Source organism: Opitutus sp. sgz309028, assembly GCF_059821195.1.
Map to the genome: position 1 here is coordinate 419594 of NZ_JCAMRR010000002.1, position 25055 is coordinate 444648.

The 25055-nt window shown below is 64.0% G+C and carries 16 protein-coding genes and 1 tRNA gene; 8 read left to right on the top strand and 9 right to left on the bottom strand.

Annotation, left to right across the window (positions count from 1 at the left end):
- The first annotated feature begins 38 nt into the window (after window positions 1-38).
- Complete coding sequence (locus tag AC6RV7_RS07590; RefSeq protein WP_500093315.1) at window positions 39-2057, top strand: peptidylprolyl isomerase; 2019 nt, start codon at window positions 39-41, stop codon at window positions 2055-2057.
- A 25-nt stretch (window positions 2058-2082) separates the two neighbouring features.
- On the opposite strand, the gene AC6RV7_RS07595 is transcribed toward AC6RV7_RS07590, so the two are convergent.
- A complete protein-coding gene (locus AC6RV7_RS07595) occupies window positions 2083-3915 on the bottom strand; it encodes an OPT family oligopeptide transporter (RefSeq protein ID WP_500093316.1) in 1833 nt (610 codons plus the stop codon).
- Window positions 3916-4106: 191 nt separating this feature from the next.
- Here AC6RV7_RS07595 and AC6RV7_RS07600 point away from each other — a divergent pair, with 191 nt between their 5' ends.
- Window positions 4107-6398: an OPT family oligopeptide transporter gene (locus tag AC6RV7_RS07600; RefSeq protein WP_500093317.1), complete on the top strand. Its 2292-nt coding sequence runs from the start codon at window positions 4107-4109 to the stop codon at window positions 6396-6398.
- Window positions 6399-6405: 7 nt separating this feature from the next.
- Here the strand turns inward: AC6RV7_RS07600 and AC6RV7_RS07605 are convergent, their stop codons facing one another.
- The 3 genes from AC6RV7_RS07605 to nrfH all read right to left on the bottom strand — a co-directional run bounded on the left by AC6RV7_RS07605 (window position 6406) and on the right by nrfH (window position 9479).
- Window positions 6406-7428, bottom strand: coding sequence for a cupin domain-containing protein (locus tag AC6RV7_RS07605; RefSeq protein ID WP_500093318.1), 1023 nt, complete (start codon window positions 7426-7428; stop codon window positions 6406-6408).
- An 82-nt stretch (window positions 7429-7510) separates the two neighbouring features.
- Complete coding sequence (locus tag AC6RV7_RS07610) at window positions 7511-8974, bottom strand: ammonia-forming cytochrome c nitrite reductase subunit c552 (RefSeq protein ID WP_500093319.1); 1464 nt, start codon at window positions 8972-8974, stop codon at window positions 7511-7513.
- A 28-nt stretch (window positions 8975-9002) separates the two neighbouring features.
- Window positions 9003-9479 carry a cytochrome c nitrite reductase small subunit gene (nrfH, locus tag AC6RV7_RS07615; protein WP_500093320.1) on the bottom strand — a complete coding sequence of 159 codons (477 nt, stop codon included), beginning with the start codon at window positions 9477-9479 and terminating at the stop codon, window positions 9003-9005.
- 88 nt (window positions 9480-9567) lie between these two features.
- Between nrfH and AC6RV7_RS07620 the strand changes: the two genes are divergently transcribed.
- Window positions 9568-10395, top strand: a complete 828-nt coding sequence (locus AC6RV7_RS07620) for a CHAD domain-containing protein (RefSeq protein ID WP_500093321.1) — start codon at window positions 9568-9570, stop codon at window positions 10393-10395.
- A 92-nt stretch (window positions 10396-10487) separates the two neighbouring features.
- On the opposite strand, the gene AC6RV7_RS07625 is transcribed toward AC6RV7_RS07620, so the two are convergent.
- Window positions 10488-10808, bottom strand: a complete 321-nt coding sequence (locus AC6RV7_RS07625) for a helix-turn-helix domain-containing protein (protein WP_500093322.1) — start codon at window positions 10806-10808, stop codon at window positions 10488-10490.
- A gap of 174 nt (window positions 10809-10982) precedes the next feature.
- On the opposite strand from AC6RV7_RS07625, the gene AC6RV7_RS07630 reads away from it, so the two are divergent.
- Window positions 10983-13721, top strand: coding sequence for a DEAD/DEAH box helicase (locus AC6RV7_RS07630; RefSeq protein ID WP_500093323.1), 2739 nt, complete (start codon window positions 10983-10985; stop codon window positions 13719-13721).
- Window positions 13722-13723: 2 nt separating this feature from the next.
- Window positions 13724-16048, top strand: coding sequence for a DNA methyltransferase (locus tag AC6RV7_RS07635; RefSeq protein ID WP_500093324.1), 2325 nt, complete (start codon window positions 13724-13726; stop codon window positions 16046-16048).
- A 90-nt stretch (window positions 16049-16138) separates the two neighbouring features.
- On the opposite strand, the gene gcvP is transcribed toward AC6RV7_RS07635, so the two are convergent.
- Window positions 16139-19054: an aminomethyl-transferring glycine dehydrogenase gene (gcvP, locus tag AC6RV7_RS07640; protein ID WP_500093325.1), complete on the bottom strand. Its 2916-nt coding sequence runs from the start codon at window positions 19052-19054 to the stop codon at window positions 16139-16141.
- 105 nt (window positions 19055-19159) lie between these two features.
- On the opposite strand from gcvP, the gene nth reads away from it, so the two are divergent.
- On the top strand, window positions 19160-19846 hold the full coding sequence (gene nth, locus AC6RV7_RS07645; RefSeq protein WP_500094192.1) for an endonuclease III: 687 nt from the start codon (window positions 19160-19162) through the stop codon (window positions 19844-19846).
- A gap of 14 nt (window positions 19847-19860) precedes the next feature.
- On the opposite strand, the gene AC6RV7_RS07650 is transcribed toward nth, so the two are convergent.
- A tRNA-Val gene (locus AC6RV7_RS07650) sits at window positions 19861-19937 on the bottom strand.
- A 189-nt stretch (window positions 19938-20126) separates the two neighbouring features.
- Here AC6RV7_RS07650 and AC6RV7_RS07655 point away from each other — a divergent pair.
- A complete protein-coding gene (locus AC6RV7_RS07655) occupies window positions 20127-20444 on the top strand; it encodes a hypothetical protein (protein WP_500093326.1) in 318 nt (105 codons plus the stop codon).
- A gap of 34 nt (window positions 20445-20478) precedes the next feature.
- On the opposite strand, the gene AC6RV7_RS07660 is transcribed toward AC6RV7_RS07655, so the two are convergent.
- Complete coding sequence (locus tag AC6RV7_RS07660) at window positions 20479-20856, bottom strand: hypothetical protein (RefSeq protein WP_500093327.1); 378 nt, start codon at window positions 20854-20856, stop codon at window positions 20479-20481.
- Between the two features lie 280 nt (window positions 20857-21136).
- Window positions 21137-21802 carry an ABC transporter ATP-binding protein gene (locus AC6RV7_RS07665; RefSeq protein WP_500093328.1) on the bottom strand — a complete coding sequence of 222 codons (666 nt, stop codon included), beginning with the start codon at window positions 21800-21802 and terminating at the stop codon, window positions 21137-21139.
- Window positions 21803-22391: 589 nt separating this feature from the next.
- On the opposite strand from AC6RV7_RS07665, the gene AC6RV7_RS07670 reads away from it, so the two are divergent.
- Window positions 22392-25025: a hypothetical protein gene (locus AC6RV7_RS07670; RefSeq protein WP_500093329.1), complete on the top strand. Its 2634-nt coding sequence runs from the start codon at window positions 22392-22394 to the stop codon at window positions 25023-25025.
- The last annotated feature ends 30 nt before the right edge of the window (window positions 25026-25055 follow it).

Here is a 25055-nt window from a genome sequence, read left to right on the forward strand (position 1 = left end):
GATTGTCGAAATCCGGACTGAGATCCGAAGCTGAGAGAATGTCTCACGTACGTTTCTTCGTCTCGATGGCCCTTGTGCTGCTTGCCGCTGCCACGGCGCGGGCGCAGGCTACTTTGCCCTCTCTTAAGCAGGCGTTTCCCGCTCGTTCCCTCGTCGCGGGTGGCGCTTATGTCGCCATTGATCTCAGTGACTATTTTACGGTTTCCGGAGTCGCCGGTCCGGTGGCGCAGTTCGACACGATCAAAGGCAAACTCAACGTCGAGCTGCTCTCCGCTGACACTCCGAAGACGGTGGAGAACTTTCTAAAGTACGTGAATCGTGGCGCCTACACGAAGAGCCTCATCCACCGGTCCGTCGCCAGTTTCGTGATTCAGGGTGGCGGCTACCAGTTGAACGGGACCACCATCGACCCGATCCCGACCGATCCGCCGGTGGTGAACGAGTTCAAGTACTCGAACACGCGCGGCACGCTTGCGATGGCCAAGACCGATGCCGGCCCCAACACCGCCACGTCCCAGTGGTACTTCAATCTCACCAATAACAGTTCCTCCCTCGACGGCACCAACGGGGGCTACACCGTGTTCGGCCGCGTGATTGGCACCGGGCTGACGATCGTCGACGCACTTGCCGCAATTCCGATTTACGATGCCAGCGCGCAGTTGGGTGCGGCTTTCAAGGAGATGCCGCTGACGGCGAACTCGCTGACGACTGACCATCTGGTGCTGGTGAACAGCATTAAAGTCATTCCGCTTTATCCCGAGCTGGCGAGTGCGACGTCCGTACTCGATTTCAACGCCAGTACCACGAGCTCCACCGTGGTCGGTGGCGAAATCATCGGGTCGACCCTGATCTTGAAGCCGCTCGCGACCGGCAGCGCGACGCTCACGGTGCGCGCCGCCGACACGAACGGGAATACCACCGAGTCTTCTTTTACGGTGACGGTCGCCGCCGCGCCCGCGTTCACCACGCAGCCGGTTTCGCAGGCCATCGCAGCGACCGAGAACACCAACTTGAGCGCTGCGGCGTCCGGCAATCCGACTTACCGTTGGCAACGAAACGGGGCCGACCTCTCGGCCACGACCGCAACGGTAAACGTCAAAAACATGGAGGCCGGGCTTGCCGGTCTTTACACTGTGGTGGCCACTTCCGGCGGAGTGAGTGCAGTCAGCGCGCCCGCCATCTTGGGCGTGACCACCACGTCCAAGGTCATCGGCAACGCGCGGGAAGTCGGAGCGGACATCCAACACCCGAACGGCAATTTTTACGACCAACTGCTGCTCGAGGGCACGACCGCGGCCCTGACCGCCGATTATGTGAAAGGCGATGTCACCCGCATTTCGTTCATCGATTTGAACGACGACATCGTGCAGATCGAATACAGTGGGCCCGGCACCGTCGCCGTCACGCTGGACGAGGCGACCGGCCCGGCCGCACCCACCAAGTACAACCAGCCCAGCGTCTTCTACAAGAAGGGCCACGCCAGCATCGTCGTCTCGGGCGCGAACGAGTTCTCCAACCTCTCCATTTTCACCGTCGGTCGGGCGACGGCGTTCGATCCGACGGGCATCTACAATATCCTCCAGCCGGTGAGCGCGACGAACAATCCCGCCAACAACGGCAGCCCCCTTTTCCAAGGCCACGCGTCGACCTCCTACGATGGTTTCGCGGGAATCTCGCGTATCTCGATTTCCAGTACGAATGGAAAGTTCGGCGGCATCCGTGCGGCGAATGCCACGTTCTACGATGTGAAGGGTTATACCGGAATCTACGCGCCGGGCGTGACGTTCGTCGGACCGGTGTATGTGCACGACATTTCCGCTTACGGCACGGCAACTCCGGCGATTCTTCTTGGCGGGGCGCAGAACAACACGTGGATCACTGGAGGTGATTTGTATCAGGATAACGGTCAACCGATCCAAGTGAGCGGGATCACGCAGCTGGCGATGAAGGACGGTTCCGATTCGCACGGGAATACCTTCGGAGCGAAGAGGAATCAGGGCATCCTCTATCGCAACGGCCAGAACGCCACCTCCGAGCTGATCGTAAACCCGCAGTGATTCAGCGGGCGGTGTGACTGCTCGCTCAGTGCGAAATCACGCCGCTGACGATCAGCAGCGCGATCAAGATTCCCATCAGACTTTCGCCGGCGATCAAACCGGACGCGACCGGGACCACTGTCTTCTCGGCGAGCGCCGGTCGGCGCCGGCGCAGCCATTCCGCCACCGCGGCGCCCAGAAACATCGCGATGCAGTTGCTGCCGGGAATGACCATCGCGATGCCCAAGCCGGACGGCGAGGGCAGCAGCGGACGCAACCGCCGCGGCGCAAATTTCTCCAGCAACGCGAGCGCTACGCCGAGCGCGAGCCCAACGACAATCGCCGTGCGCGCCGACGGCGGCAGCGCACCGACGCCGTCCGCAAACGCTTTCGACACGCCGGCCCAAACCACACACGACGGCGCCGGCCAGGCTTCCCCGCCGAGCACGCTGGGGTCCGGCAGAATCAGGTTGAACGCCGGCACCACCAGCGCCGCGCCCGTCGCCACGCCGATCAATTGCGCGTAAACCTGATGGCGCGGTTTCGCGCCAAGTAGCCAGCCGGTTTTCAACGTCGTCAGCAGATCGGCCGCGTGCAGTCCGATGCCGCCGGTCACATTGGCCGACATGATGTTGCCCGAGAGATTGCCGGGCGTGATCACGCCGTAGATCAGCTGCGTCACCGGACCGAGCGCTTTCGTGGGCGTGACATCGGTTTCGCCCGTGACGCGCGCGGCGACGAATCCCATCACGACCGCCAGCGGGACGGCGATGAGCCCGGCCCAGAGCGGAATCTGAAACAGCCACGCCATCAATGTGACGACGAAGGGCGTGAGCACGATGAAGCCGGCCGGAAACCACCATTCCGGCGCTTCGACCGCGGCGAGTTCGTTGTCCGCTGCCGCCGATGTGCGCGTGCGCCGCCGAAAGAGTCGCGTGAGGCCCGTGAAGGATCGCGCGATGCTGCGGTAATCGAGCGCGAACGACGTCAGCCCCGATGCCACGAGGATCGCCGCGCCGGGCCAAAGCGTCCAGGCGACGATGGCCTTGTAGCTGGCGGTTTCGATGGTGCCGTCGGCGAGCAATGACGGTGCGAGCACGGCGTAGGTCAGCACGCCGCCGAGCAGCAGCGACCAGCCGGTGCGAAAACTCATCAACGCACCCCCGCCCAGCAGCACGACTTCGGCTTTCAACGAGAGTGTCCACTCCGCGAGTTGCCGGCCGGCGAGCGTGAACGGGAGCCCGATTGTGCCGGGGACGATCTGCCACGCGTCGCGCAGCCAGGTGAGGGCCGCGGCGCCCGCGGCCGACCACGCGAGCCACAAGGCCTTGCTTCGGCCCGCGCCCGCGGCGGCGGCGTGGATCGAGCGGATCGTCTCGGCGGTCGCGGTGCCGGTGGGGAAGGCGAGACCTTCCTGGTTGATCAATTGACGCTTGATCGGAATCGCGGCGAACACGCCGAGCGCGGCGATGAGCGCGAACCACGCGATCATCGACAGGCTGTCGGGTCGGAACGACGTCACCATCAGCAGCGCGCCAAATGCCGCCATGTTGCCGCCGCCTGTCATGTAGCCCGCGCCTGAAGCGACGGTGGTCAGCGCATTGTTTTCGAGCGCACCGAGCGGGCGCTTCGTGAGGCCGAGCCGCTGGATCGCCTGAAAGCTGCCAAAGGCAAGGATGCAGGCGGTGAGCGTCACTCCCATGCTCCAGCCGGTTTTGAAAAACACGTAGAGGTTCGAGAGACACATCGCCGCGCCGATGAGCACGCCGACGACGGCGGCGCGCAGCGTGAGGTTGGGCTCGTGCGGCTGGTAGGTCTTCGCCAGCCATTCCGCTTCGCGCGGCGTGACGTTGCCCTCGGCATCAGAGGTTGCAGGCATGATGAAAAACGGCGCGAGCGGGGGGACACGATTCGGCAGGCGGCGCGCCCGCGACGGTGCCGCTGGCGGGAAGAGCGCACAAGACGTTTCGTCGTTCGGGAAGCGCTGATGCGCGTCCGCTTCGCGCGGGCAAATTTCGCGTATTGAACCGCGCTTATGACAAAGGATACTGCGCGCCAATCTTTCTGCCCATGCGTTCCCCCTCCACTCCTCGCGTCGAGCCGTTCATCGCTCCCGAGACGGTTATGCGCGAGTTCACGGTGCGCGCGGTCGTGACCGGCGCCATCCTGGGTCTGATCTTCGGCGCCTCGTCGCTTTACCTCGTGCTCAAGGTCGGCATCACCGTCAGCGCATCGATTCCGGTGGCGGTGATCTCGCTGGCGCTGTTTCGCGGCCTTTCGAAGGTCGGCGTGCGCGATTCGACCATCCTCGAGAACAACATCACCCAGACCGCCGGTTCCGCCGGCGAATCGCTGGCGTTTGGCATCGGCGTCACGATGCCGGCGATCTTGATCCTCGGCTTCGATCTCGAGCTCACCCGCGTAATGCTCGTGGCACTACTCGGCGGACTGCTCGGAATTCTCATGATGATTCCGCTGCGGCGCGCGTTGATCGTGAAGGATCACGGCGTGCTCAAGTATCCGGAGGGCACCGCGTGCGCGGCGGTATTGAAGGCCGGCGCCAACGCCGCCGATCGCGCGCTCGCTTCGCCGTCGGCGCAGGCGGAAATGCGGGCAGCCGCCGCGGCGGGGCTGGGCGAGTCGCCCGGCGCGAGGGTGATCTTCACCGGCTTCGGACTCGGCTTGCTCTACAAGACGCTCAACGTCGCCTTCAAGGGCTGGAAGGACGTGCCGGAAAAACTTTTCGGCGCGCCGCTCAAATCCGGTTCCGTCAGTGTCGAGGTTTCCCCGGAGTTGCTCGGCGTCGGCTACATCATCGGCCCGCGGATCGCCTCGATCATGTGCGCGGGCGGGGTGCTGAGTTATCTGCTGCTGATTCCGCTGATCAAATTTTTCGGCGAAGGGATGTCGGAGCCGCTGCCGCCGGGCACGATGCCGATCTCCGAAATGGGGCCGGGCGATATTCGCGGCGCTTACATCCTCTACATCGGTGCAGGCGCCGTGGCGGCCGGCGGGATCATCAGCCTGATCCAGGCCCTGCCGACGATCTGGCACGGTCTGCGGGCGGGTTTGAAGGATCTGGGCAACTCGCGCAACGGCGCCGCGAAGGCCGACGGCATCCCGCGCACGGATCGCGATCTGTCGCTCAAATTCGTCGGCATCGGCATCGTCGCCCTGATCGCGCTCGTGATGATCGTGCCGTCGCTGCACATGAATCTTCTGGGTGCGCTGCTGATCGTCCTCTTCGGTTTTCTGTTTGTCACCGTGTCGTCGCGCCTCACGGGCGAAATCGGCTCCTCGTCGAATCCGATTTCGGGCATGACCGTGGCGACGCTGCTGTTCACCTGCCTCGTGTTCCTGCTCGTGGGCTGGACGGGCGGCACGTATTACGTGACGGCGCTGTCGGTCGGCGCGATCGTGTGCATCGCTTCGTCGAACGGCGGCACGACCTCGCAGGATCTCAAAACCGGATTTCTGCTCGGCGCGACGCCGCGATTCCAACAACTGGCGATTCTCGCGGGCGCCCTCGTATCGGCACTGCTGCTCGGGCCGATCCTGCTCAAGTTGAACGACGCCGCGACGGTTTACGTGCCGGCGGCGCAGGTCGCGCCGGCGGGGTTGCACACCGACGCGAGCCAGCTCACCAAACGCGAGGCGTTGAAAGGCCCGCAGGCGCGCGACGACGCCAACGAATACCTTGTCTGGCAGAAAACGGATACGGCCGGCGGTCCCGCGGGACGCTATCTGGTCAATCCCAGCGGCGACGCCGTGTGGCTCGTCGATCCCGGCATCAACGGCGCCTACGACACGCGTCCGGATGGCACGACAGTGCGGAAGTTCGACGCGCCGAAGGCGACGCTGATGTCCTACATCATCAAAGGCATTCTCGATCAGAAACTGCCGTGGGCGCTTGTGTTGCTGGGCGTGATGATCGCCGTCGTCCTGGAGATGTCGTTTGTGCCCGCGCTGGCGTTTGCGGTGGGCGTATATTTGCCGCTGTCGTCGTCGTCACCGATCTTCATCGGCGGCCTCGTGCGCTGGCTGGTCGATCGTCGCGCGCGGAAGGATCCGGCGCGGGCGCATCTGACCGAGGAGCAGCTGGTCGAGCAGAGCGACAAGAGTCCGGGCGTGCTGCTGGCGTCGGGCTACATCGCGGGCGGTGCGATCGCGGGCATCCTGATCGCGTTTCTCGCCGGCGTGCTGGACCGGTTCGACGCGGCGCTCTTCACCTGGTCGAAGGAAAACAATCCTTTCTTCAACGGGCCGTATTCCGATGCGCTCTCGCTGCTGCCGTTTGTCGCGCTCGCGACGTTCCTGTTTTTTGTCGGTCGCGAAAAATGGCTCACGCCCAAGCGGCGGTGATTCCGCGTTACTCTTCGTCTTCGTAATACTCGACAGGCTGCGGACGGAAAAACATCCGCGGCTCGCGGACACCCCATTTGTTCGAATCGGGGTAGTGCCAGTAGTCGACGGGCGGATTGTCGGCGACCAACAGATACACGAGAGCGGAGTCGCCGGTGTTGGTGAATGCGTGCGGCTCGCGGGGCGGATGGATTACGACCTCGCCGGCGCCGAAAACGCGCGTGTCGGTGCCGGCGCGCACGGTCGCGGTGCCTGCGAGGAAAACGAGCATTTCCCATTGCGCGGCGTGACTGTGAAACGGACAGCCGCACTCGCCGGGCGCGAGCTGGCCGAGCTCGAGATCGAACGGATGGCCGCCGAGGCCCGTCGGCGCGTTGCGTTTGGCGCCGAGCGCGATCGAGAGCTCCCTGCTCCTGCCGTGGAATTTGCCCTTCGGCGAACGCCATTCTTCCCACGCAATGGCTTCGATGTTTCGGATGCGTTCCGCAAACGGCGACACAGGTGGCAGCGGTGGCGCGACCGCGATGGCGTGCGGCGGAGCGCCGGCCGGCAGGTTGTCCTCGCCGTCGAAATAATGCGCGTCTTCGATCCGAAAAATCCGGCCCGGCGGACGCAGCCCCCATTTGTTGGAGTCGGGATAATAACAGGCGTCGAGCGGCGGGTTGTCGGCGAAGATGAACACCTCGAGGTCGTCGCGCCCCGAGTTGATCAACTGATGCGCCTCGCCGGGCGGATGGACGAACACATCGCCGGCCCGGGCGGAAAAGGTTTCATCGCCGGCGCGGATTGTCGCCGTCCCGGCGCGAATGAGGAACGCCTCCCACTGCGCGAAGTGAACGTGAAACGGGCAGACCGCGGCGCCGGGCGGAATGCGGCGAATTTGAAAATCGAACGGATGACTGCCGGCCCACGTGCCGGCGTTGCGAATCGCTCCCAGCGCGACGGAGACGTTGCGGCTGAACGAATGAAACTTCCCGGTGGGCGAGCGCTGTTCGTGTTCCGGAATCGAGTCGAGCCGGGCCGATTGCATCGCCGGAGTCAGCGCAAAGCAGGCGCCGGCTGCAAGCGGACGATCGCGCGCGGACGCGCGATCGTCACGGTGCTGGCGTCCCTTATTCGTTGGCCGCGACGGAGCCGGCGGGGGAGGCCGGGGCCTCGCCCTTCAGCTCCAGCTGACCCTGCCGCGCGTAGTCGATCGCTTCGGCGAGGATGCGGGCGGTTTCCTGCGAGGCGTGAAAGCCCATCGAGTTTTCCGCGTAGACGAAATCGAGCCGCCACTGCGCCTTGCGCTGCAGTTCGCGAGCGGTCTTGAGTTGCTCGTCGCTGCGGCCGGCCTGGCGGGCGTCGGCGAGGGCGGTGATCAGTTGCACCACGGCGTCCTGGCCGCGGTCGAGTAGCGCGCGATTGCGATCCTGCACGAGCTCGACGCGAGCCTTGAGTTCCGTCTCCGGAATCCGGTGACACGACTGGCAGGCGGCGGCGAGATTGAGCAGCGGCGAGCGAACGTGGTGATTGCTGACCTTGATGGCGCCCTCGCGCTGGTAAGGCATGTGGCAGTCGGCGCAGGCGACGCCGCTGCGCGCGTGAATGCCCTGGCTCCACATCTCGAATTCCGGGTGCTGCGCCTTGAGCACAGGCGCGCCGGTCTCCTCATGGACCCAGTCCTTGTAACCCTCCTTGTCGTAGTAGGCCTCGATCTGCTCGACGCGGAGGCCGTTGTCCCACGGATGCGTGACGAGCTTCTTCTCGCCCTTGAAATAGTATTCGTTGTGACACTGCGCGCAGACGAGCGAGCGCATCTCCTGACGGTTGGCTTCGGAGTTCGGCGAGTATTCGCCTTTGCGGCCCTCGCGGCGCCAGCGTTCGATGCTCGGCAAGTGCGGCGTGGGATAATCGGACTTCGCGAGCGCGCGGATGCCGTTGAGAAACGCGGGGCGCGAGACCCGGAGATTCATGGTGTCGGCGTCGTGGCAATCGATGCACGAGACCGGATGTTCCACGAGCTTGGTGACCTCGGTGTAGGGCTGCGCGCAGATGACCTCGAAACCCTTTTGGATCTGCTCCTCGCGATGCTCCTTGCCGGCGGGCGCGCCGGCTTTCAGGCCCGCTTCGATGTAGGCGGGGATGACGGAGGCGTGGCACTGCAGGCAGGAGCCGGGCTGCTTGAACTTGTGCACGCGCTCGGTCTCGCGCTGGTCGCTCAACATGTAGGCGTGGCCGCGCTCCTCGCGATAATCGATGGCGAAGGCATAACCCGCGAAGATCCGCCGCCAGACGGGATCGCGATCGAGGTGCTGGAACGCCTCGCTGCCGCCGTATTTCGTTTCCACGGTGTCGACCGTGCGACGGTAGCTGTCGTATTGGCGCGGATAGTTTTTCCCCCACAGCACGGGATCGGTGGTGTTGTCGTCGACGTTGACGACGCGGAACACGTGCTGAGTGGCCTCCGCCTTGCGCGCCACGATGTTCTGATAAAGCAGCAGCACGAGGAAGGTGGCGATGCCGACGGCGGCGAGCACGGCGACATAGACCCATAACGCAAAGCCGCGACGATCGGAGAAACGAGGGACTTTCATGGCGAAGGAGAGGTTGGCGGGATAAAAATCAATGGATCGGGCCGTGACCGACATCGCGGTGACAGTGCACGCAATCGAGCATCTCGCGGCGCTGGCCCGGGTGGGTGTTGATCTCGGCGACGATCTGCTGGTGACAACTCACGCAGTTGCGCTGCAGCACGGTCGAGTTCTTCGGGCGGATCATGATCGGCTCGTGAAAATCCTGCAGGGTGAAACCCTTCGAATGCCAGTAGCCGTTCTCCGCCTTCGTCAGATATTTTCCGATAAAATCGTGCGGCGTGTGGCAGTCGTTGCAGGTGGCGACGGCGTGATGCGGCGATTTCAGCCAGCCATCGTATTGTTCGCGCATGATATGGCAGTTCACGCACGCCTGCGGGTCGTTGGAAAAATAGGACAGCCCTTCGGCGTAATAGAACGTGTAAGTGCCCACGCCGGCGAAGAGTCCGATCGTGCTGGCCAGCGCGAGCAGCAGTAAAACGCGGATGCGGGTGGTCGGGAATTTCACGGGCGAAGGCGGAGGGGCGGGTCGTTCGCGGTTATTTTCCGACGCACCGTGGACGGTTGTGGACGATTTTCAACCCCCATGTGGCACCATGGCTTGCGGCGTCGGCGGCCTCAGGGTAAAACGCGGCGTGAAGTCCGCCTTGCGAGATCTCGTGCATCGCGGGGCCCGGCCCGCGCTGGACCTGCCGAGGGGTTCTGCGAAGGCCGTGCACCGGGCCCGGCGGAGCTTGAAGCGCACGCGCGCGCTCCTCCGACTGGGCGAGAGCATCGGCGGAACGGATACACGAGTCGTGCGGCAGCGCCTCGCCCGGTATGCGCGGCAACTGTCGGCGGCGCGGGATGCGGCCGTCATCGGGAAATTGGCCGCCCACCTGCGGGAGAAATGCCACGGTGCCGAGACGCGCGCGGTCCTGACAAAAATGATACGCACCTCGGGCGGTGAAGCGCCGCCGCGTTCCCGCACGGAATGGCAGGCCGGGCTGCGCGCGACGTTGGCCGAACTCGAGAGCACCGAGTGGCGGAGCTTGCGACGGCAGCGGCTCCGGAGAGCCCTGCGGCGGGAACTGCGGCGCGCGCAAAAACGGTATGGCGAAATCGGCGACGGCGATGATGCGACGCGGATCCACGCCTGGCGGAAGGCGGTGGTGCGGCTGCGCGATCAGATCGAAATGGTGTGCGCCTGGCTTACGCGCCGGGAACGAAAAGTCGTGCGTAAGCTCGCTGGGATCGCGCGCCGCCTGGGCGTGGCGATGGACTGCACGGTGTTTCTCGGCGCACTGCGTCGGACGCGCGGCGTCCCCGCCGCGGCGCGGCGCCGCCTCGTTCACCTGGTCGAGAAGCGTCGCAAGAAGGCGTTGCGGAAAGCGGTGAATCGCTGGCCCCGCGTGCGCCGCGAAGCGAAGAAACGGTTGCGGTGAATTGCGTCTGAAGTGGACAGAGCCGGCCAGTGAGCTGGTTGTGCCGCAAAGTGCGTGGCGAAAAAGGCGTCCGCGAAAGAGCCAGCCGGCCCTCAGGTTCTTTTGGAACGGGTGCGTTTCTGCCGAGAGCCAGCCGATGCCTTGCCCGACGCAGGGTTCGAGGCGTATTCCGCCCGGTTTTCGGCCACGGCCGGCGCACTGAAATCGACCAGTTCGCTGAGCGTCAGACCCAAAGCTTCAGCGACCTTGATCAGCGTGGAGAGACGGACGTCGAATTTCCGGCCGGCTTCGACCTGCTGGTAGTGCTTGTAGGCGAGTCCGGCCCGTTCGGCGAAAGCCTCCTGGGTGAGGCCGTGAGCCTCGCGGAGTGCTCGGATGCGCGCCAGCAGGCGCTTCGCCGTGTCGTTTGCCACGCGCGAAGATAGCGGTCCGCCGCATCTTGATACACCCGGCCAAAGGTAGTGCAGGCTCGACACCCTGGCATCGGTAGTGCGAAGTGGCGCGGCTCAGGGGGCCGCTCTCGCAACATCCCGCTGCTCGCCGCAAATCCGGGCGGATCCTCCTGCGGCACGCGACCGTTACGCACTTTGGCTCTACATCCCAATTTTCCCACTTCTCCCTATGCGCCGCTGGTGCCCGCACAGCGGTGGTTTCCGGCCGATGAGGCGCTGCGCAGCACCGCTTACGACAAGCTCCTCCCGCCGCTGGTCGCGAAAATTCGCGAGGAGGTCTTCGCCTGGCGGTCCAAGGGCTATTCGGGCGCCTCTGCCACGTCTCTAGGACTGTTGTGCCACTGGTTCGAAACCGAGCACTTGATCGAGAACGCGGATCACACGCTCTCGCCGTTTCGCTACTACTTCGCCCAGCGTGAAGCCGTCGAGACCGTCATTTGGCTCCACGAGGTCCTTCGTGCGCGGGACAAATATGACCTCATTCGCTTTGACGCCTCGGGGGATGTCTCGAGCAGCATGTTCGCCGAGGACTGGCCGCGCTACGTCCTCAAGCTCGCGACCGGCGCCGGCAAAACGAAGGTCCTCTCGCTTCTCATCGCCTGGAGTTTTTTCCACCGCCTCTACGAGGCTGACTCCACGCTCGCACGCAACTTCCTCCTCATCGCGCCCAACATTATCGTCCTCGATCGTCTGCGCGCCGATTTCGACGGACTGAAAATCTTCTTCAACGACCCGATCCTCCCGCCCAACGGCCACGAGGGCCGCAACTGGCGCGACGATTTCCAGCTCACGCTGCACATCCAGGACGACGTCCGGCTCGTTCGCGAAACGGGAAATCTCTTCCTCACCAACATCCACCGCGTCTTCCTCGGCGAGGTTCGCGAACCGTCGCTCGAGGACGACGATCTGCGCGACTACTTCCTCGCCGATGCCTTCGGCGAAAAGCCGGCCGGTAAGACAACCGACAGCAAGACCGACCTAGGCGAGATCGTTCGCGAAATCGAGGAGCTCGCTGTGTTCAACGACGAGGCGCACCACATCCACGACGAGCGGATGGCGTGGTTCAAATCGATCCAGGACATCCATCACAAGTTGCTCCATAAAGACCGTCGTCTCGCCCTCCAGATCGACGTCACCGCCACGCCGCGCCACGATAATGGCGCGATCTTCGTCCAGACCGTCTCCGACTATCCGCTCGTCGAGGCGATCCACCAGAACGTCGTCAAGCACCCCGTTATTCCTGACGCGACGAGTCGGGCAAAACTGCGCGATCCGGACACAATTAAGACTCCGATCTTCACCGAAAAATACGACGACTACCTCCGCCTCGGTGTGGAGGAATGGCGCAAGAGCTACGCCGAGCACCAAACCTTGGGAAAGAAGGCCGTGCTCTTCGTCATGGTCGACGACACGCGCAACTGCGACGAGGTCGGCGAGTATCTTCAGAAAATCTGCCCTGAGCTGCAGAATGGCGTCCTCGTCATTCACACGAAGAACAACGGCGAAATTTCCGAAGCCGCCTCCGGCAAGAAAAAGGAAGAGTTGGAAAAGCTCCGCAAGGAGGCCAACGGCATCGACACCCTCAAGTCGCCCTACAAGGCGATCGTCTCCGTCCTCATGCTCAAGGAGGGCTGGGACGTTCGCAACGTCACCGTCATCTGCGGCCTCCGCGCCTACGCTTCGAAGAGCGACATTCTTCCCGAGCAGACGCTCGGTCGTGGCCTGCGCCGGATGTATTTCGGCAGCGAGGCCGTCCGCGAAACCGTGTCCGTCATGGGCACGCCGGCGTTCATGGACTTCGTTGAGTCGATCCAGAGCGAGGGCGTCAGCTTCGACCGCGTGCCTATGGGCAAGGGCACCGAACGCCACGAATCGCTCATCGTCGAAGTCGACGCGGAGAACGACACGAAGGATGTCGAAGCCCTCGACATCGCGCTTCCGCGCCTCACGCGTCGTTACCAGCGCGAATTCAAAAACCTCGCCGCCCTCGATCCCGCGACCTTCGGCAATCGCACGCTGCCGCTGAAGCCCTTCACGCCGGAGGAGACGCGCGAGATCGTTTTCAAGACGATGCTCGATGCCGAGGTGCATCACACCATCGCGCTCGATGGCACCGGTGTCGCCGACTACCGCTCCGTCGTCGCCTTCTTCGCGCGGCAGTTGCTGAAAGACCTGCGTCTCGTCGGTGGCTACGACGTGCTTTATCCGAAGGTCCGCGACTTCATGCGCGAGCGCCTCTTCGCGCCGTCGCCTGTCGATCTCGAAGACCCGGTCATTCTCCGCAACCTTTCGGAGCCCGAGGCCGGCAAGATTCTCTACGACGCCTTCAAGATCGCCATCAACGCGCTCACCATCGAGCAGACCGGCACCACGCGCATCGAGGACCGCATCCGCCTGCGCGATACCCGGCCGTTCCGCACCGACTATCGCCAGCACGTCATCCCGAAGAAGAGCCTCTTCAACAAGATCGTCGGCGAGCCGCGCGCGGGAAACTTCGAACTCCGCTTCGCCTACTTCCTCGAAGCCGCGCCTGACGTGTCCGCCTTCGCCAAGAACTACCTGGCCGTCGGCTTCAGGCTCGATTACGTCCGCGCCAACGGCGACCTCGCCAACTACCACCCCGACTTCATCGTCCGGACCGCCGACGACGTCGTTTGGCTTGTTGAGACCAAGGGTCGTGAGGAACTCGACCTTCCGCAGAAGATGGCGCGACTGAAACAATGGTGCGCCGACGCCACCGCCGCCGAGTCCGCCGAAGGCGGCGTGCCCTCCCGTCGCTACGACTTCGTTTACGTGGACCAAGTCGGCTTCGAAGAGCACCGCCCCATGACCTTCGCGGCCCTCGCCGCCAGCTTCACCGACTTCAAATCCTGACCATGGCGCGCCCGACCGAATCCGACCGCTACGAACTCTCCGACGCGGAGAAACGCGACCTCATCAAGCTCATCGAGCAGGGCAAGCCGCTGCCCGAGAAATACCGCTTCCTGCTATTCGCCGACAAACGCGAGGTCGAACTCGTCTGGAACGGGAAGACGCGCGAAGTCTGCACCGCCATTCTCCCGTTTCAGACGCTCGAACACATCGACGAGCCGCGGAAGGAAAAGTCCGCTGACGCCGAACTATCGCTCGGCACCGGCGGCCGGCAGGTGAAGGGCTGGACCAACAAGCTGATCTGGGGGGACAACAAGCTCATCCTTTCCTCACTCAAGTCAGGCGCGCTCCGCCGCCAGATCGAGGAGGCCGGCGGCCTCAAGCTCATCTACATCGACCCGCCCTTCGACGTCGGCGCGGATTTCTCGATGGATATCGAGATCGGTGGCGAGACGTTCCACAAGGAGCCGAATCTCCTCGAACAAATCGCCTATCGCGACACGTGGGGCCGTGGAGCCGATTCATTCATCGCGATGATCTACGAGCGGCTGATCCTGATGCGCGATCTGATGCACAGCGACGCCAGCATCTACGTCCACATGGGTCCGACCGTTTCGCCCGCGATCGAAACGGTGATTCGTGAGGTGTTCGGTTTAACGGGAGCAAGCGCGATGATTACTTGGAAAAGAGTAACTGCTCACGGCGACAGCCAACGCTGGGGTGTGATTCACGACTCGATTCTTTGGCGGACGAAAGGCGAAAACTACATTTGGAATCCGCAGTATGAGCCTTACGACGAAGGTTATCTTGGCTCGAAATACACGAACACGACAGCGGACGGTCGCCGCTACCGGCTCGACAATCTCACGAGCCCGAATCCGCGTCCGAACATGATGTATGAATGGCGCGGCTGCTCTCCGCCTGCGATGGGTTGGCGTTACGAGTTAGCGACGATGGAGAAGCTTTTCGCCGAAGGCCGAATCGAATTACCGAGGAAGGAGGGCGGGCGTCCACAGTTGCGGCGATTTTTGGACGAAGGCAAAGGAGTGCCGATCGGGACAGTTTGGGCGGACATCGCGCCTGTGAATTCGCAAGCGAAGGAGGACACTCGATACGCTACGCAAAAGCCGGAGACGCTTGTTGAACGCATTCTTAAAGCCAGCAGCAACGAGGGTGACCTCGTTGCCGATTTCTTCTGCGGCAGCGGCACGACGGCGGCGGTTGCCGAAAAACTCGGTCGCAAGTGGATCGCCACCGACCTTGGAAAGTTCGGCATCCATACCACGCGCAAGCGGCTCATCGGCGTGCAGCGCGAGTTGAAGTCCGCCGGCAAATCCTTCCGCGCCTTCGAGGTGCTCAATCTCGGGCGCTACGAGCGCCAGGCTTACCTCAATGTCGGCGCCAATCTCTCCGCGAAAAAGAAGGCCGATGCGCTGGCCCGCAAAGAACGCGAATTCCGTGAACTGATTCTGAAAGCTTACCGGGCCGAGCCGTTGTCCGACGCCGGGTTCTTCCACGGCAAGAACGGTGGCCGGCTTGTCGTCGTCGGGCCGATCAATCTCCCCGTGGGCCGGCTCTTCGTCGAGGAAGTCATCACCGAATGCCGCAAACGCGGCGCCTCGCGCGTGGACGTGTTGGCGTTCGAATTCGAGATGGGCCTGTTCCCCGCCGGGCTCGATGAGGCGAAGCACAAGGGCATCGATCTCGCGCCGAAAACCATCCCGCCCGAAGTTTTCGATCGTCGCGCCGTTGAGAAGTGCCAGGTTCGCTTCCACGACGTCGCCTACATCGAGGTCACGCCGCGTTTCGACAAAAAGAACAAGCTCGCGCTCGCGGTGGAGCTGTCCGACTTCTCGGTTTACTATTCCCAGGGTATTGCTGAAGCGATCACCGCCGAGTTGAAGGAGGGCAAAAGCGAGGTCGTGTGCGACCAAGGCAAGCTCATCAAAATCAGCAAAGACAAGCAGGCCGTCGTCTCGCGCGACGTCCTCACCAAAAAGTGGACAGACTGGGTCGATTACTGGGCCGTCGATTTCAACTACGAAGGCCGTCCCGAGATTATCAACCGCACCCGCAATCTTGCGACCGGCGAAGACATCGACAACTGGGACCCGAAGGATCCGACGCTGGTCGAACATTACGCGCAGAACACCGGCGCCTACATCTTCGAGAACGAGTGGCAGAGTTTCCGCACCCGCCAAGATCGAGCCTTGGAGCTGACGACTGTGACCCACGTTTACCCAAAACCCGGCCGCTATGTTGTCGCCGTAAAAGTCATCGACATCTTCGGGAACGACACGATGACGCTTATGCCCGTGACGGTCGGTTGATGCCCCGATGATCGGGTCGCTGGCGCTCGCCGCTACGGGCGGAGTTTGAATTCAGCGTGGAGCGGAAAGCGTGAGCGACGCGGCGGCTAATCAGGCCGACGCTTCGGCGTAGGCTTCCATGCCGACGCAGGAGCAGACGAGATGGCGGTCGCCGTAGACGTTGTCCACCCGGCCCACGCTCGGCCAGAATTTGCTCACGCGGGTCCAGGGCGACGGATAGGCGGCGAGCTCGCGCGAATACGGACGGTTCCACTCGTCGCCGCAAACGACTTTCGCGGTATGCGGCGCGTGTTTCAGCGGGTTGTTGGTTTTGTCCGCCTCGCCATTCGCGACCGCCTGCATCTCCCCGTGGATCGAGATGAGCGCGTCACAGAAGCGGTCGAGCTCCACCTTCTCCTCGCTCTCGGTCGGCTCGATCATGAACGTGCCGGGCACCGGAAACGACATCGTCGGCGCGTGATAGCCGTAATCCATCAGACGCTTCGCGGCGTCCTCGACCTCCACGCCGAATTTCTTCCAGCCGCGCAGATCGACGATGCACTCGTGCGCGACGAGGCCGGCGTTGCCGCGATAGAGGACGGGGAAAAATTTTTCGAGCCGGCGGGCGAGGTAGTTTGCCTTGAGAATCGCAAACTTCGTCGCCTCGGTGAGACCGGCCGCGCCCATCATGCGGATATACATCCACGAAATGACGAGGATGCTGGCGGAGCCGAACGGCGCGGCGGAGACCGCACCGCTGGTGCGGGGTTGAGCGTCGAGGGCTGAGAGTTGAGAGCCGGACACCGAGGCGGAGAACACGTGTCCGGGCAGGAACGGCACGAGATGTTGCGCCACTCCGATCGGGCCCATGCCGGGGCCGCCGCCGCCGTGAGGGATGCAGAAGGTCTTGTGAAGGTTGAGGTGGCAGACATCGGCGCCGATGTGGCCGGGCGAGGTGAGGCCGACCTGTGCGTTCATGTTCGCGCCGTCCATGTAAACCTGGCCGCCGTGCTGGTGCACGATGGCGCAGATGTCCTTGATGCTGCTTTCGAACACGCCATGCGTCGACGGATACGTGACCATGAGCGCGGCGAGATCGGCGGCGTGCGCGGCGGCTTTCGCCCGGAGATCGGCGACGTCGATATTGCCGCTCGCGTCGCAGGCGACGGGCACGACCTTGAAACCGCACATCGCGGCGCTCGCGGGATTGGTGCCGTGCGCGCTGGTGGGAATCAGGCAGACGTTGCGTCGGTCCTCGCCGCGCGCCGCGTGATAATCGCGGATCGCGAGCAAGCCCGCGTATTCGCCCTGCGAACCGGCGTTGGGCTGCAGCGAGATCGCGGCAAAGCCGGTGATCTCGGCGAGCCACGCCTCAAGATCCTGGAAAAGCTTCCGATAGCCGCGCGCCTGCTCCGCGGGGACGAACGGGTGCACCTTGCCGAACTCCGGCCACGAAACGGGAAACATCTCGCTCGTCGCGTTCAGTTTCATCGTGCAGGACCCGAGCGAGATCATCGAGTGGCAGAGCGAAAGATCCTTCGCCTCGAGCCGCTTGATATAGCGGAGCATCTCGTGCTCGGTGTGATGGCGATTGAAGACCGTCGCGGTGAGAAAATCCGAGGTGCGCGCAAATGGCGCGGCGAAGTCCGCGAGTCCGGCGTCGAGCACCGCCACCTGGGCGTCAAAGTTTGCGGCCGCGGATTCGCTGAAACACGAGAGCAACGTCTGCACCTCCTCGAGCGTGGTCGTCTCGTCGAGCGAGAGACCGATGGTGTAGACGTCGAGGCGGCGGAGATTGAATTTTTTCGCTGCCGCGGCGGCGTGGACGCGGGCGGCGGAGACGTTGCCGACGGTGAGCGTGTCGAAAACCGGTTCGACGTTCACCGTGGCGCCGATCTCGCGGAGGCCTTGCGCCAGCAATTCGGTGAGGAGCTTCACGCGGCGGGCGATGCGCCGGAGTCCGTCGGGCCCGTGATAAACCGCATACATCGACGCCATCACCGCGAGGAGTACCTGGGCGGTGCAGATGTTGGACGTCGCCTTGTCACGGCGGATGTGTTGCTCGCGCGTGCCGAGGGCGAGGCGCAGCGCGGGATCTCCCTGGGCGTCCTTGGAGACGCCGACGAGACGGCCCGGCATCTGGCGCTTGAACGCGTCCTTGGTGGCGAGAAAACCGGCGTGCGGTCCGCCGAAACCGAGTGGCACGCCGAAGCGTTGCGCGGAGCCGACGGCGACGTCGGCCCCGAATTCGCCCGGCGCGCGCAGCAGTGTGAGCGCGAGGAGGTCCGTCGCCGCGATCGTGAACGCACCCGCGTCATGCGCCGCGCGGAAAAACGTCTCGAAGTCATGGATCGAGCCCGTCGTGTCCGGGTATTGCACCAGCACGCCGAAGCAGGAAGGGGTCGGCGTAAACGTGCGGTGATCGCCGACGATTACTTCGATGCCGAGGGGCTTGGCGCGGGTTTTGACGATGTCGATCGTCTGTGGATGGCAGGCGGCGGAAACGAAGAACGTGCGGTGCGCGGCGGCGTCGCCTTCCTTCAACCGGTGGCACATCATCATCGCCTCGGCCGCGGCGGTGCCTTCGTCGAGCATCGAGGCGTTGGCGATTTCGAGTCCGGTCAGATCGGTGACGAGCGTTTGGAAATTCAGCAGCGCTTCGAGCCGGCCTTGGGAAATTTCAGCCTGATAGGGAGTGTAGGCCGTATACCAGCCGGGGTTCTCCAGAATGTTGCGCTGGATGACCGGCGGCGTGTGCGTGTCGTAGTAGCCGAGACCGATGAACGAGCGGAAAACCTGATTCTGGCCCGCGATGGCGCGGAGTTCCGCGAGCGCGGCGCTTTCGCCCAGCGCCTCGGGCAGATTCAGCTCGCCGCGGCGGATGTGCGCCGGCACGGCGGCGTCGACGAGTGCGTCCACTCCCGGATAACCGAGGACCTCGAGCATGGCCGCGGTGTCGGCCGGGATGGCGCCGGTATGGCGGCGGGCGAAGGTGTCGGTCGGGGCGAGCAGAGCGCGAGAGGACATGAGCAGATAAATGGCCTACGCTAGAGCCGCGCCCGGTCCGTGCAATGGCGTTCTGGCCGCGGCGCGGCCGGGACGAAGAAAGTTGTTTCACGCGGCGAATCGGTTCTGTTTCGCGTGCCCGTGAAGAAAACCGGACCCTTTCCAACCCGCCAGGATCGCGCCGCTTACGTCGACCGACGGCTGGCGGAATTGTATCCGCATCCGGCGATCCCGCTGGAGCACAAGGATGCGTTCACGCTGCTGATCGCGGTGCTGCTCTCCGCACACACCACGGACAAATCGGTGAACCGGGCGACACCGGAGCTGTTCGCCCTCGCGGATACGCCGGAAAAGATGGCGGCGCTGCCCGTCGAGGAGATCCTGCGCATCATCCGGCCGGTGGGCTTATCGCCGACGAAATCGAAGGCGATCGCCGCGCTGTCGCGTTTGTTGGTGGAGAAACACGGCGGACAGGTGCCGCAAACCTTCGAGGAGTTGGAGGAGCTGCCCGGTGTGGGGCACAAGACCGCGAGCGTGGTGATGGCGCAGGCGTTTGGCGTGCCGGCGTTCCCGGTGGACACGCATATTCACCGGTTGGCGCAGCGGTGGAAACTGACCGATGGCCGCAGCGTCGAGCAGACCGAGCGCGACTTGAAGGCGATATTTCCGGAGGCGCATTGGAACCCGTTGCACCTGCGGATCATTTATTACGGCCGCGAACACTGCACGGCGCGAGGCTGCGATGGCACGGTGTGCGGGATTTGTCGCACGCTGTTTCCCGAGCGGACCCGGCCGGTGGCGACGAGGAAATAACGCGAACCGCGGGATGGTGGACGCTTGCGGACTCGAACCGCAGACCCCCTGCGTGTGAAGCAGGTGCTCTAACCAACTGAGCTAAGCGTCCGACGTGGAGGCGAGACGGTGGCGGGCTCGTTTCGCCGAATCAATCAGTTTTTGCGGAAGAGTGACGGCGCCGGCCCTCGTGGGGAAATCCCCGAAAGACCGGTGGCACGCTGGAGGAGGCTTCCCCACGAGTAGGGGCGCAGACAGCCTGCCGGAGCAGCACCGCTCACTGGTCCACTTTCTTCGACTCATGGAAACGTTTACCTCCCTCATCAATCTGGTCGGCCGTCTCAACGCGGGCGCGGCTTTGGTTCGCCTGGCAGCGGAGGTGCTGCCGCGCTTGTCGAGCACCGGACGGATGCCTCCGCTGGACGCGGTCCGGCTGCTGGCCGAGATCCCGGCCTTGCAGCGCGACATCGAGGTGCAGCTCCAAGCTGCCAAACAATCGGCCGAAGCGGTGCAGGATCGGGTCGAAACGCTTGCGCAGTTCCTGCTCCTGCATCGGGCGTCGTTGTCGGAGGACGAAGTCAACCAGGTCGAGCGATTGTTGATGGCTGTCCGGGGCTGACGGATACGGCCGCGTCGCCGAGCGGTAATCCCTTTCACGGCGGCCAGGTGAAAACTGCGGTGGCCCGGCCAAGGTAATCGGCGCGCGTCATCCGCCACGCGCTTTCGTAGTGGCGATTGTGCAGGCCGGTCATGATCCAGCCGTCGGAACTTTTCAGGGCGGCGCTGTGCAGCACCGGTTTCCGGCCGCACCACCCGGCGCGATAGAGGCAGAGTGTACCAGGCTCGATGGTGTCGTAACTGGCGCACCGATCCATGATGGCGAGGGCGACGACGGTTGTCTCGGGATCGGCGCCCGGTTTGGCCGCGGCGATGTAGGGCGCCATGCTGCCGGTGCCCATCACGAATTTCAACTCGCCACCATGGCGGTGCTGCCAGAGGTCGGCTCGCGCGACGGCGTCGGCGGCGCTCAAACATTCGAAGCGTGGCGGAAGTCCGCGGACGCTTGCGCGCGGAGACTGGCACGCGCTCGCGAAAAATTGCACTGCCACCGCCAGCACTCCCAGGACGAGAGAAAGCGCGGGCGGCGTCGGTGGACGTGAAAACGACATCGGTCGGACGACACCGGCGCGGCACACGCGGGCGACCGAAGGCAGGCGGGTGCGAACCGGCGCGACGCCCGCATTCTAGTGGTGCGCGCGCACGAAGCGATGGCGGAGTGAGCCGCGTCGGAACGCCGTCGGAAGAATCGCGTCAGCTGACGCGCACGCCGTCCGCCAGCCGCACGATGCGGCTGCCGTAGGACGCGTTTTCCTCGGAGTGCGTGACCTGCACGATCGTGACGCCGTCCTCCTGATTCAGCTTTTTGAACAGCTGCATGATCTCGCGCCCTTGGTCGGAATGAAGATTGCCGGTGGGTTCGTCCGCGAGGATCAGCGCCGGCTTCGCCACGAGAGCGCGCGCGACGCCGACCAGCTGCTGTTGTCCACCGGAAAGCTGGCTCGGATAGAGATCCTTTTTACCGACGATGTGAAAGCGATCGAGCGCATCGCAGACGATGCTGTCGCGGTCCTTCTTCGGCGTGTCGCGATACGAGAGCGGAATCTCGAGGTTCTCGTAAACGGTGAGGTCGTCCAGCAGGTGATAGCTTTGAAACACGAAACCGATGTGTTTCTTCTGAAGGTCGAAGCGGCGCTTTTTGTCGAGCTGGTGAACCGCGTGGCCGGCGAGGGTGTATTCGCCCGTCCAGGCGCTGTCATGCAGGCCGAGGATGTGAAGCAACGTCGATTTCCCCGAACCCGAAGGGCCCATGATGGAGAGGAAATCTCCCGCGCTAACCTCGAGATGGACGTCGCGGAGGGCATAAAAAGGACCGCCTTTGAGCGGATAAACGCGGCTGACGTTACGGAGTTGAATCATGGCGGAGCGCAGGAACGGAGGAGCGGGGGAGACGGGAGTCGCGTGAGGTTTTACTGGAGGCGTGAGGCACAGGTTCGTCGAGCTTGGGCGCGGCCGGGGCTGCGGTCAGCGGCGCGGTGGCCGTAATGAAGTCAGATCGCGGGGCGGTCTCGACGGCAGCGGGTTCAGGGTCGAGGGGCAACGCCGGGAAGACCGGCGCCAGGAGAATCGTGAAGAACAGGAAGACGTGCTTCAGAAGCATGGTCGGGGAAGGGGTGCAAACGGAGCAGCGTATATGCCATGCGTCGCCGCTCGGTTATAAACACCTGAAAGCGAGCGGGAAGTAGAATATGACCGACGCGGGGCGAGGGTGGCTCTGTCCGTCCGCGGAATTTTGGCGTCCCGAATTCGGGAAAGCGACGCGCGCGGCCGCGCCGAAAAGATGTCTCCAGAATTTGGAGACGGCCGGCGGCGGGGTAGGGTGAAAACCGGGTAAAAGCCCCGCCCGCGACAAGACCGGGCTGGCCAAGCGGGTGGGGGAAGTTCCAAAGAGAATATATCCAGCCAAACCCTATGTCTTCTTTAGGAAAATCTCCCAGGTATTGTTCAGATGAAAGTTTTATTCCGGCTGGCTTGTTTTGGTCTTGGTTTGGGCGTGGCGCTTCCGTTCGCGGATGCGGCCGTTGAGTCGACCTCCCGGCTCGTCAATCTCTCCACGCGCGCGTTCGTCGGCGATGGCGCTGACGTGTTGATCGCGGGTTTCGTGGTCGATGGCAGTGCGCCGAAGAACGTGCTCATTCGCGCCCTCGGGCCCGCCATCGGGCAAGCCGGCGTGAACGGCGCGCTTCACCAAGTGCGGCTGCAGGTGTTCGACCGTGCAGGGCGGGCGGTGACCAGCAACGATCGCTGGTCGGGGGAGTTGAAGGCCTCGTTCGCGCGGGTCGGCGCGTCCATGCTGCCGGACAACAGCGGCGATGCGGCGCTGCAGCTTTCGCTCGCTCCGGGCAACTACACGGCGCAGGTGAACGGACTCGGTGCCAAGGGCATCGCTCTCGTCGAGATCTACGAAGTCGACGGCGCGGCGCGGTTGCTGAACCTGTCCACCCGCGCGCGCGTTGAAACGGGCGACGGTATTCTGATTTCCGGACTGGTGATTTCCGGCGCCGGATCGCGGCGCGTGCTGATCCGCGCCCTCGGGCCGAATCTGGCCGAGGTCGGCGTCGCCGGCACGCTGGCGGATCCCATGTTCACCGTGATGAGCGCCGGTGGCGCGGTCCTGACGAGCAATGACAACTGGCAGCAGGGCGGCAGCGCGTCGCATCTGCCGGGCGTGTCCGCGGCCGCCGGGGCCGGTCCGCTCAAAACCGGCAGCAAGGACGCGGCGCTGATCGCGGAGCTGCCGCCGGGCATTTATTCCATTCACGTCCGTGGTCGCGACGAAACCAAGGGCGTGGCCCTGCTCGAGGCCTATGATGTGACGGCAATCACCACCTCGGCGCAGGCCGTGCCAGTGACCGGTCCCTACACGCCCTACACCCCGCAGGCCCTCAGCTGGTCGGTCGGCGAGGTGAGCGCGCGGCTGGGGCCGACGTTCGAGGCGCTGAATCCCGGCGCGCGGGATGACCGCCCGACGATCTTCACCCGCGAGTCGAAGATGCCGCCGAACAGCTACTATGTCCGCATCAAGCCCTACGAGCTTGGTGAACCCGGTTGGGACAACGATTACTGGAGCGACACGGGCCAGGTGGGCTACGTGCCGGACGATCCGGTCAACGATCCGGGCCTCGATCGCATCCAGCTTTACGCCTACTACAACCGCGTCTTCGCGATCAGCCCGCGTTTCGACTGGCCGAGCGGCAAGCCGCATCCGGACCCGCAGACGCGCGAGCCCTACTACGTGAAGCTGAACGGCGGCACGATCCCGCTCCAGCCGGTCGCGATGGTACGCGGCTACGGCATGCAGCAGAACGAGCAGCTGACGGTGTATCGCGACGGCCTCTTCGCCGTCGCCGGCATGCAGACGAGCCGCAACGGCTCCGAGCGGCCGTATCCAGGATTCAAATTCCCCGCGCACAAGGTCCCCCGCGGCATCGCGGTGACGACGAGCAACGAATTCGCGCTCGTCACGATCTGGGACACGCAGCGCAACCAGGGCCAGCTCGCGGTCGTGGCGCTCGAGGGCAAATACCTGCCGTTCCACACCTGGCCCTACATGGGCCTGCCGAACCAGGGCAGCTTCTCCGATTTCAAGCTGCTCGGCTACATCGACCTGCCGATGAAAGCGCCCGAGGCGGTCGCCGCGGCGAGCAACGGCCTGTGGCGCGGTCCGTCGTCCACCGACAACAAGGTGCTGAGCCAGATCGACCTCTCGAACGACGGCCGCCGCGCGCTCGTTTACGACGGCGCCTGGCAGTTCGTCGTCGCGAAAGGCGGTTACGCGGTCGTGTCGTCCGCCGAGGACAATAAGGCGGTGGTCGTGGACCTGTCTCCGCTCTTCAACTACATGCGCGAGAGCTGGCTCGGCTCCGCGGCGAGCTTTCAGCGGACGCTCGCCGCGCGCGGCGCCGCGGCCGAACAGTTTCCGCAGACCTTCGACGTGAATCCCGCGATCATGCCGAAAGTCGTCTGGCAAACGCAGCTCGACCAGCCAACCGCGGTGCTCGCCGGCCAGAAGATCGATCGCTGGACGAAGGATCATTTCAAGGCCTACGTCGCGACCCGCGACGGCACCATCCATATCCTCGACACTTCGTCGCTGATGAACCGCAACTCGTGGGAGCTCGGCGGCGCGTTGCGCGAGATCGGGACCTTCCAGGTCGGCCGCAATCCCGTGAGCATGGTGTTCACGCGCCGCGCCGAAGGCGGACTCCCCCTGATCCCTTATCTCGACAGCGGCGAGCAGCGCGACCCGGATCCGTATAACAACCAGTTCTACGTTGCTTGCCGCGGCGACCGTTGTGTCGACGCCGTCGTCACCTTCCAGGGCAAGGGCCAGGTGTATCGACGGATTCGCGACAGCCGCATGGGCGACCCGGTCGCGTTGAGCACGGCGGTGCGCGGCAACATTCTCACGGTGGCGGATTTTGCCGGCAAGAAGCTGATCAGCTTCCGCATGGGCACGCTCGTCGATTCGCGCAACAACCAGGTCTATCCGCCCGGCGATCCGCGCTTCCCCTACGAGTTCGCCGGCGAGCTCCTGCTCACGGGCTCGCCGTTCCTGGTGAACTCGGCGAACTTGAACTGACGTCAGGCCCACGGAACACACGGAAGGAAC